This window comes from Cobetia crustatorum (genome assembly GCF_000591415.1).
In the GTDB taxonomy this organism is placed as follows: Bacteria; Pseudomonadota; Gammaproteobacteria; order Pseudomonadales; family Halomonadaceae; genus Cobetia; species Cobetia crustatorum.
Genome location: NZ_JEMF01000135.1, coordinates 1 through 5,604, shown reverse-complemented (window position 1 = coordinate 5,604; position 5,604 = coordinate 1). Strand labels below are relative to the sequence as shown.

The following is a 5,604-nucleotide window of genomic DNA, read 5'->3' as shown; positions in this document are numbered from 1 at the left end:
CGTGGTCAGTACACCTGAGTTGCATGCACCACTGAAGCGTCTCTTGGAAGACGCGGATGCCACCTCCGGTCTACCGGGTTTGTAAGACTTCGATGTCACCCTTGCTCGCTAGAGATAAAAACGGCCCGCACTCCATGGAGTGCGGGCCGTTTGCATATCGGCTTTCATCATCCACCGTGGACCAGCGATCCACCGGCCAAACCTGTCAGCTCGCAGGCGTTTCCGGTAATCCGAGTCGCTGGGCAACCTCCTGCCATAACTCACGGTAGCTAACCGCAGGCGCGCTAGTACGCGAATAGACGGAAATCGGTGCGCGCTCAATCCCCATACGTTCCACCACACTCGAATAGGGAATGTTGGCACTCAACTGTAGTGGGTAATCGCGCTTGAGCGAAGACATCACATCCTTGTGCAAGGTCTTGCGACGATCGACCAAGGTAAAGAACGGCCACACCTGAGCATCCAAGTCCAACTCTGCCAGACAGGTATTGAGTTGCTCAAGCGTACGCAGTGACAATACCGTCGGGATCAACGGTACGAGTAACGCATCAGCCGCCGCAAAAACCTGTTCCGACAGGCTGGAGATACTCGGAGGGCAATCCAGCACCACCAGATCATAATCATCACGGATCGGTTTGAGCAGCTTGCGCAGCCGCGAGCGCTTTTCATCCTCAAGAATATGATCAAGGTGCCGGTAGGAAAACTCGGCAGGCAGGATATCGAGCCCCTCATACTCTGTTGAGCGAATCACTCGCGCCATCTCCTGCTTGCCCTTGACCAGCTTCTCGATGCCGCCCTTGAGACGAGGCTTGGTACGCACATAGAAGGTCGCGGCAGCCTGGGGGTCCAGATCCCACAGCAGCACACGAAGGCCACATGCTGCTGCCGAATGAGCAAGATTAATTGCCGAAGCCGTTTTCCCCACGCCACCCTTGATGCTGTATAGCGCCACAATTCTCATTGCCACCCCGCCTCTCCCTGTTTTAAGCCACGTTAGCACATCATGGCAGCAGTTCGATGACAGTATGTGGGCAGTTACCCGTTAACGTTAGATCAGACGCCTTCGCGACCCGGCGACAGCCTTTCGCGACCAGCGTGCGGCTAAGCCAGCTCAGTAGCAGGCCGTACATGGGCAAGAACAGCAGCAGTGAAATTGCCAGCTTGATGGCATAATCCACCCAGGCAATTTCAATCCAATGCAGCGCCATAAAGGCGTCTGGCCCATTACGAAATGCTACCGAGAAGAAGGCAAAGGTATCGGCAAGATTACCCAATAATGTCGATGCCATCGGCGCCAGCCACCAATGTGCATTGCGACGCAGACGATCAAACACCTGAATATCGAGTAATTGGCCGATCACGTAGGCAATGAAGCTGGCCAGCGCAATACGCGCCACGAAGAGATTGAAATCTCCTAGCGCTTCAACGCCAGCAAAAATGCCATCCTGAAACATCACCGACAACATGTAGCTGATGATCAGCGCTGGCAGCATCACCAGTGCAATGATACGACGCGCATAGTACTTGCCGAACAACCGTACGGTGAGATCTGTCGCGAGGAAGATAAACGGGAAGCTGAAGGCGCCCCACGTTGTATGGAATCCAAACAGTGTCATCGGCAGCTGGACCAGATAGTTACTGGCCGTGATGATCAGAATATGAAACAGGGAAAGTGCAATAAGAGCACGTCGCGACTGGGTGTCGGAGAGGATCAACATCTAAGGTCCTTTTTTAACTGCAAGTCGCCGTTCAGGGGTGAGGGAACCCTGACACGAGGCATGACGCTATTATCGACATCATGAAACCGAAGAACCATGGACTCCATGACGTAAAATGGCCGCGCATCGTATCACGATGCGCGGCCATTGGCATGCAGAGCAGTGTCATTTCTGGCGAGTTGGTCAGGCCCTCAACTCACACTGCCTTTCATGCACTTACTTCTTCCAGATGCTCGGATCAATCTTGCCTTTGAGTTCCGGGAACTGGTCCGGATCAAAGGTCGGCTCCTTGCCTGCCTTGTGCTGACGGTCATAGTCCTTGAACAGACGGAAGGCCAGTGGTGACAGCAACAGGATGGCAATCAAGTTAATTAGTGCCATCGCGCCCATCGAGAGATCCGCGAAATTCCAGATGCTTTTCAGGCTAGCGACAGCCCCCAGCATGACCATGCCCAACACGGCAAAACGATAGATCATGATGACCGACTTGGCGTTCTTCTTGCCGGCGATGTACTCGATGTTGGACTCGCCATAGGAATAGTTGGCGACCAGCGAGGTGAAGGCAAACAACAGAATAGCAATTGCGATGAAGGCACCACCCCAGCTACCGACCTGAGACGTCAGCGCTGCTTGGGTGATCTGAATACCATCATTGCTGCCGTCAGTGCCCAGTGTGCCACTCATGATGATGATCGCCGCGGTCGCGGTGCAAATCACCAGCGTATCGATGAACACACCCAGCATCTGCACAAAGCCCTGCGAGGCCGGATGCTTGGTGGTCGCCATCGCAGCAGCATTCGGTGCGGAGCCCATACCCGCTTCGTTGGAGAACAGACCACGCTTGATACCGTTCATCATCGCCTGAGCAATTGTGTAACCCAGCGCGCCACCGGCCGCTTGCTCAAGACCAAAGGCACTACGGAAGATGGTACCCAGCGCCTGCGGAAGCTCAGTGATGTTAGAGATCACCACGAATACCGCCAACAGCAGATATAGGATGGCCATGATCGGAACGATCAGTTCGGCGGTACGTGCAATACGCTTCATACCACCGAAGATGATCGGTGTCATGACAACTACCAGCACAATACCCATGATCCATGGTGGCACATCGAAGGCCTGCTCCATGGCTAGCGCGATGGAATTGGACTGCACGGAGTTGAAAGCAAGACCAAAGGCGATGATCAAGCAGATGGAGAATAGAATCGCCATCCAGCGCTGACCCAGCCCTTTCTCGATGTAATACGCCGGGCCACCACGGAAGGTCTTGTCGTCGTGCGGAACCTTATAAGCTTGGGCCAATGTGGACTCGATGAAACTGGTGGCCATGCCGACCAGTGCCGTCATCCACATCCAGAAGATCGCGCCCGGGCCACCCAGGGAGATGGCCACGGCCACGCCCGCAAGGTTACCGGTCCCGACACGTGCCGCCAGGGAGGTGGCCAACGCCTGGAAGGAGGAGATGCCTCCCTCGCTGCCCTGACGAGAAGTCGCCAACAGCTTCCACATATGTCCGAAGTAACGGAACTGGATGCCCTTGGTCATGACAGTGAAGAAGATGCCTGCCCCGATGAGCAGGTAAATCAGCACACTGCCCCACAGCAGGCCGTTGCCGGCGTCGATCAGCGCAAGAATCGGCGCTGGAATGATGGAAGTAGTTTCCGACATGTCGGTCTCGCTTTAGCGGGTTCTTGGTCTCGTCGTCGCTGCCAGAGGTGTCATGGAGGCAAGCCTCGACCCTTGCTGACAGCGAGCAGCATCTACAGGCGTGCTGCTCGACATGCTTTGGTGAGCGCCATTCTTCATATCCAACAGCGATAAGCAAGAAGAGCCCACTGTTTGTCAGCATTTCGTGACACGATTTTAGGGGATAACAGCCGAAATAGCGGTCTTTTTTACTGCATTGTAGACTTTAGATTAAAGCAGCAATGTTTCGCTGTTTCGCCTGCTCGGGCATAATGCGCCCCCTCCTTTCCGGCCTGCCTGCTTCAGCGGGCCTGAAGTGGCAAGACTTGTCGTGCGCGCCTAATGTTTTCCGCATGCCCAATGGCTTTTCGGTCTCAAGGCGCGCTGCGATCAGGCGGTGCACCTCCCTGACGCCCACGCACCATAATAGCCAACATGGCACTCGGTAGAACGCATTGTCCCGGCGTCTACCTTTGAAAAACAGGTGATACATGGAACTGACCAGCTACGCGGCATCTCCGCTTTCGCTGCTCGCCCCGATCATAGCCATCGGTCTCGCAATACTGACACGCCGCGTCATGCTCTCCCTCGGGCTGGGCATTGTCTCTGGCGCGCTTCTGCTGAATGGCTTTGCGCCAATCGCAACGCTCGATTACCTCTGGCAGCAGCTGGTAGCCGTCTTTGTTGAGCTGCCTGAAAGTGGCCATTTCAGTGATGTCACTCTCAATAGCTGGAACGTCTACATCCTGCTATTCCTGCTCGCACTTGGGGCAATGGTTGGCGTCATCACCTTGGCCGGGGGCACGCGCGCTTCGGCAACTGGGCACGCGAACGCGTCACCACACGCCGCGGCTCGCAGCTGATGACGGTCATGCTCGGAGTCTTCATCTTCATCGATGACTACTTCAATAGCCTGGCAGTCGGCAATATCTGCCGTCCATTGACTGATCGCCAAGGGCTGTCTCGGGCACGTCTCGCCTATCTGATTGATTCGACTGCCGCACCGGTCTGCGTGCTGACGCCAATTTCCAGCTGGGGTGCCTACATCATCAGCTTGATTGCCGGTATCTTGGCAACGCATCACATCACGGACATCAGCCCCTTCGGTGCCTTCCTTGAGTTGTCTGCACTCAACTATTACGCCATTGCCGCGCTAGTGCTTGTAATTGCCTCAGCCTGGTTCGACATCAATTTCGGCGCCATGCGTCGTCACGCTGTCGCAGCACGTGATGGTGAGCTGTTTGATGCTTCGCGCGGTAACCCGCCGGGCAACACCCATGTCGAAGAGTCCAAGCGTGGTCGCCCGATGGACCTGCTGATTCCCATCGTCGTACTCGTGATCGCAACCTTCTTCATGATCGTCCAGACCGGTGCCAGCGCACTCGCCGCTGACGGTGAAGCCTTCGATATCATTCGTGCCTTTGAACTGACGGATGTCGCCAAGTCGCTGATCATCGGGGGCGCCATTGGCCTGCTGACAGCAGTACTGATGCTGCTGCGTCATCGCATGGGCATGAGCCGTAGCGTCGGTGCCATCGTGCAGGGCGCGCGCTCCATGATGCCTGCCGTGTATATCCTCATCTTCGCCTGGCTGTTGACGGGTATCATTGGTTCGCTCGGTACCGGTCAATATCTCGCAACACTGGTCGATGGTGTGGTCTCTCCGACCTGGTTGCCGATGTTACTGTTCGTGCTCTCTGGCTTGATGGCCTTTGCGACCGGCACGAGTTGGGGCACATTCGGCATCATGTTGCCAATCGCGGGAGACATGGCGGCCGCCACCGAGATCAGCATGATGCTGCCGATGATGGGCGCGGTACTGGCGGGCTCGGTGTTCGGTGATCACTGCTCCCCGATTTCCGATACCACCATCCTGTCTTCGACCGGTGCCAGCTGCCACCACATCGATCACGTGATGACACAGCTACCCTATGCACTATTGGGTGCTGCGATATCGCTACTGGCCTATCTGGTCATGGGCCTGACTGACAGTACGCTGTTCGGCTGGCTGAGCTTGGCTGGCCTGCTATTCGTCAGCATTGCCTGGTTGGCACGCCGTGAGCGAGCCAACCCGGTGGTTGCTCGCATCTAAATCGTCAGCTCTCCTCCCAGAATCACAGCGATGTTAGAACAATAAAGAAGCCCCGCCATGGCGGGGCTTCTTTATGTGTAGCAACTAACGAACTGTCGATTTACTCAA

At 55.9% G+C, this 5,604-nt stretch carries 5 protein-coding genes; 2 read left to right on the top strand and 3 right to left on the bottom strand.

The window, feature by feature from the left end; genetic code table 11:
• Window positions 1-205 precede the first annotated feature (205 nt).
• The 3 genes from BF12_RS0117855 to BF12_RS0117845 all read right to left on the bottom strand — a co-directional run bounded on the left by BF12_RS0117855 (window position 206) and on the right by BF12_RS0117845 (window position 3,386).
• A complete protein-coding gene (locus tag BF12_RS0117855) occupies window positions 206-961 on the bottom strand; it encodes a ParA family protein (RefSeq protein WP_024953444.1) in 756 nt (251 codons plus the stop codon).
• Between the two features lie 40 nt (window positions 962-1,001).
• Entirely contained in the window at window positions 1,002-1,718 is a 717-nt protein-coding gene (locus BF12_RS0117850) for a 7-cyano-7-deazaguanine/7-aminomethyl-7-deazaguanine transporter (protein ID WP_024953443.1), read from the bottom strand.
• Between the two features lie 216 nt (window positions 1,719-1,934).
• Window positions 1,935-3,386, bottom strand: a complete 1,452-nt coding sequence (locus tag BF12_RS0117845; protein WP_024953442.1) for an alanine/glycine:cation symporter family protein — start codon at window positions 3,384-3,386, stop codon at window positions 1,935-1,937.
• Between the two features lie 509 nt (window positions 3,387-3,895).
• On the opposite strand from BF12_RS0117845, the gene BF12_RS22540 reads away from it, so the two are divergent.
• The gene (locus BF12_RS22540; RefSeq protein ID WP_211242493.1) at window positions 3,896-4,267 is read left to right on the top strand and encodes a hypothetical protein; all 372 of its coding nucleotides are present in this window, start codon (window positions 3,896-3,898) and stop codon (window positions 4,265-4,267) included.
• Window positions 4,267-5,496: a Na+/H+ antiporter NhaC family protein gene (locus BF12_RS20930; protein WP_211242492.1), complete on the top strand. Its 1,230-nt coding sequence runs from the start codon at window positions 4,267-4,269 to the stop codon at window positions 5,494-5,496. The genes BF12_RS22540 and BF12_RS20930 overlap by 1 nt, the downstream gene beginning before the upstream one ends.
• Window positions 5,497-5,604 lie beyond the last annotated feature (108 nt).

Excerpts from the sequence above, each read along its gene's own strand:
- BF12_RS0117850 (WP_024953443.1), bottom strand. The coding sequence starts at position 1,718 with ATGTTGATCCTCTCCGACACCCAGTCGCGACGTGCTCTTATTGCACTT.
- BF12_RS0117845 (WP_024953442.1), bottom strand. The coding sequence starts at position 3,386 with ATGTCGGAAACTACTTCCATCATTCCAGCGCCGATTCTTGCGCTGATC.
- BF12_RS22540 (WP_211242493.1), top strand. The coding sequence starts at position 3,896 with ATGGAACTGACCAGCTACGCGGCATCTCCGCTTTCGCTGCTCGCCCCG.
- BF12_RS20930 (WP_211242492.1), top strand. The coding sequence starts at position 4,267 with ATGACGGTCATGCTCGGAGTCTTCATCTTCATCGATGACTACTTCAAT.
- BF12_RS0117855 (WP_024953444.1), bottom strand. The coding sequence starts at position 961 with ATGAGAATTGTGGCGCTATACAGCATCAAGGGTGGCGTGGGGAAAACG.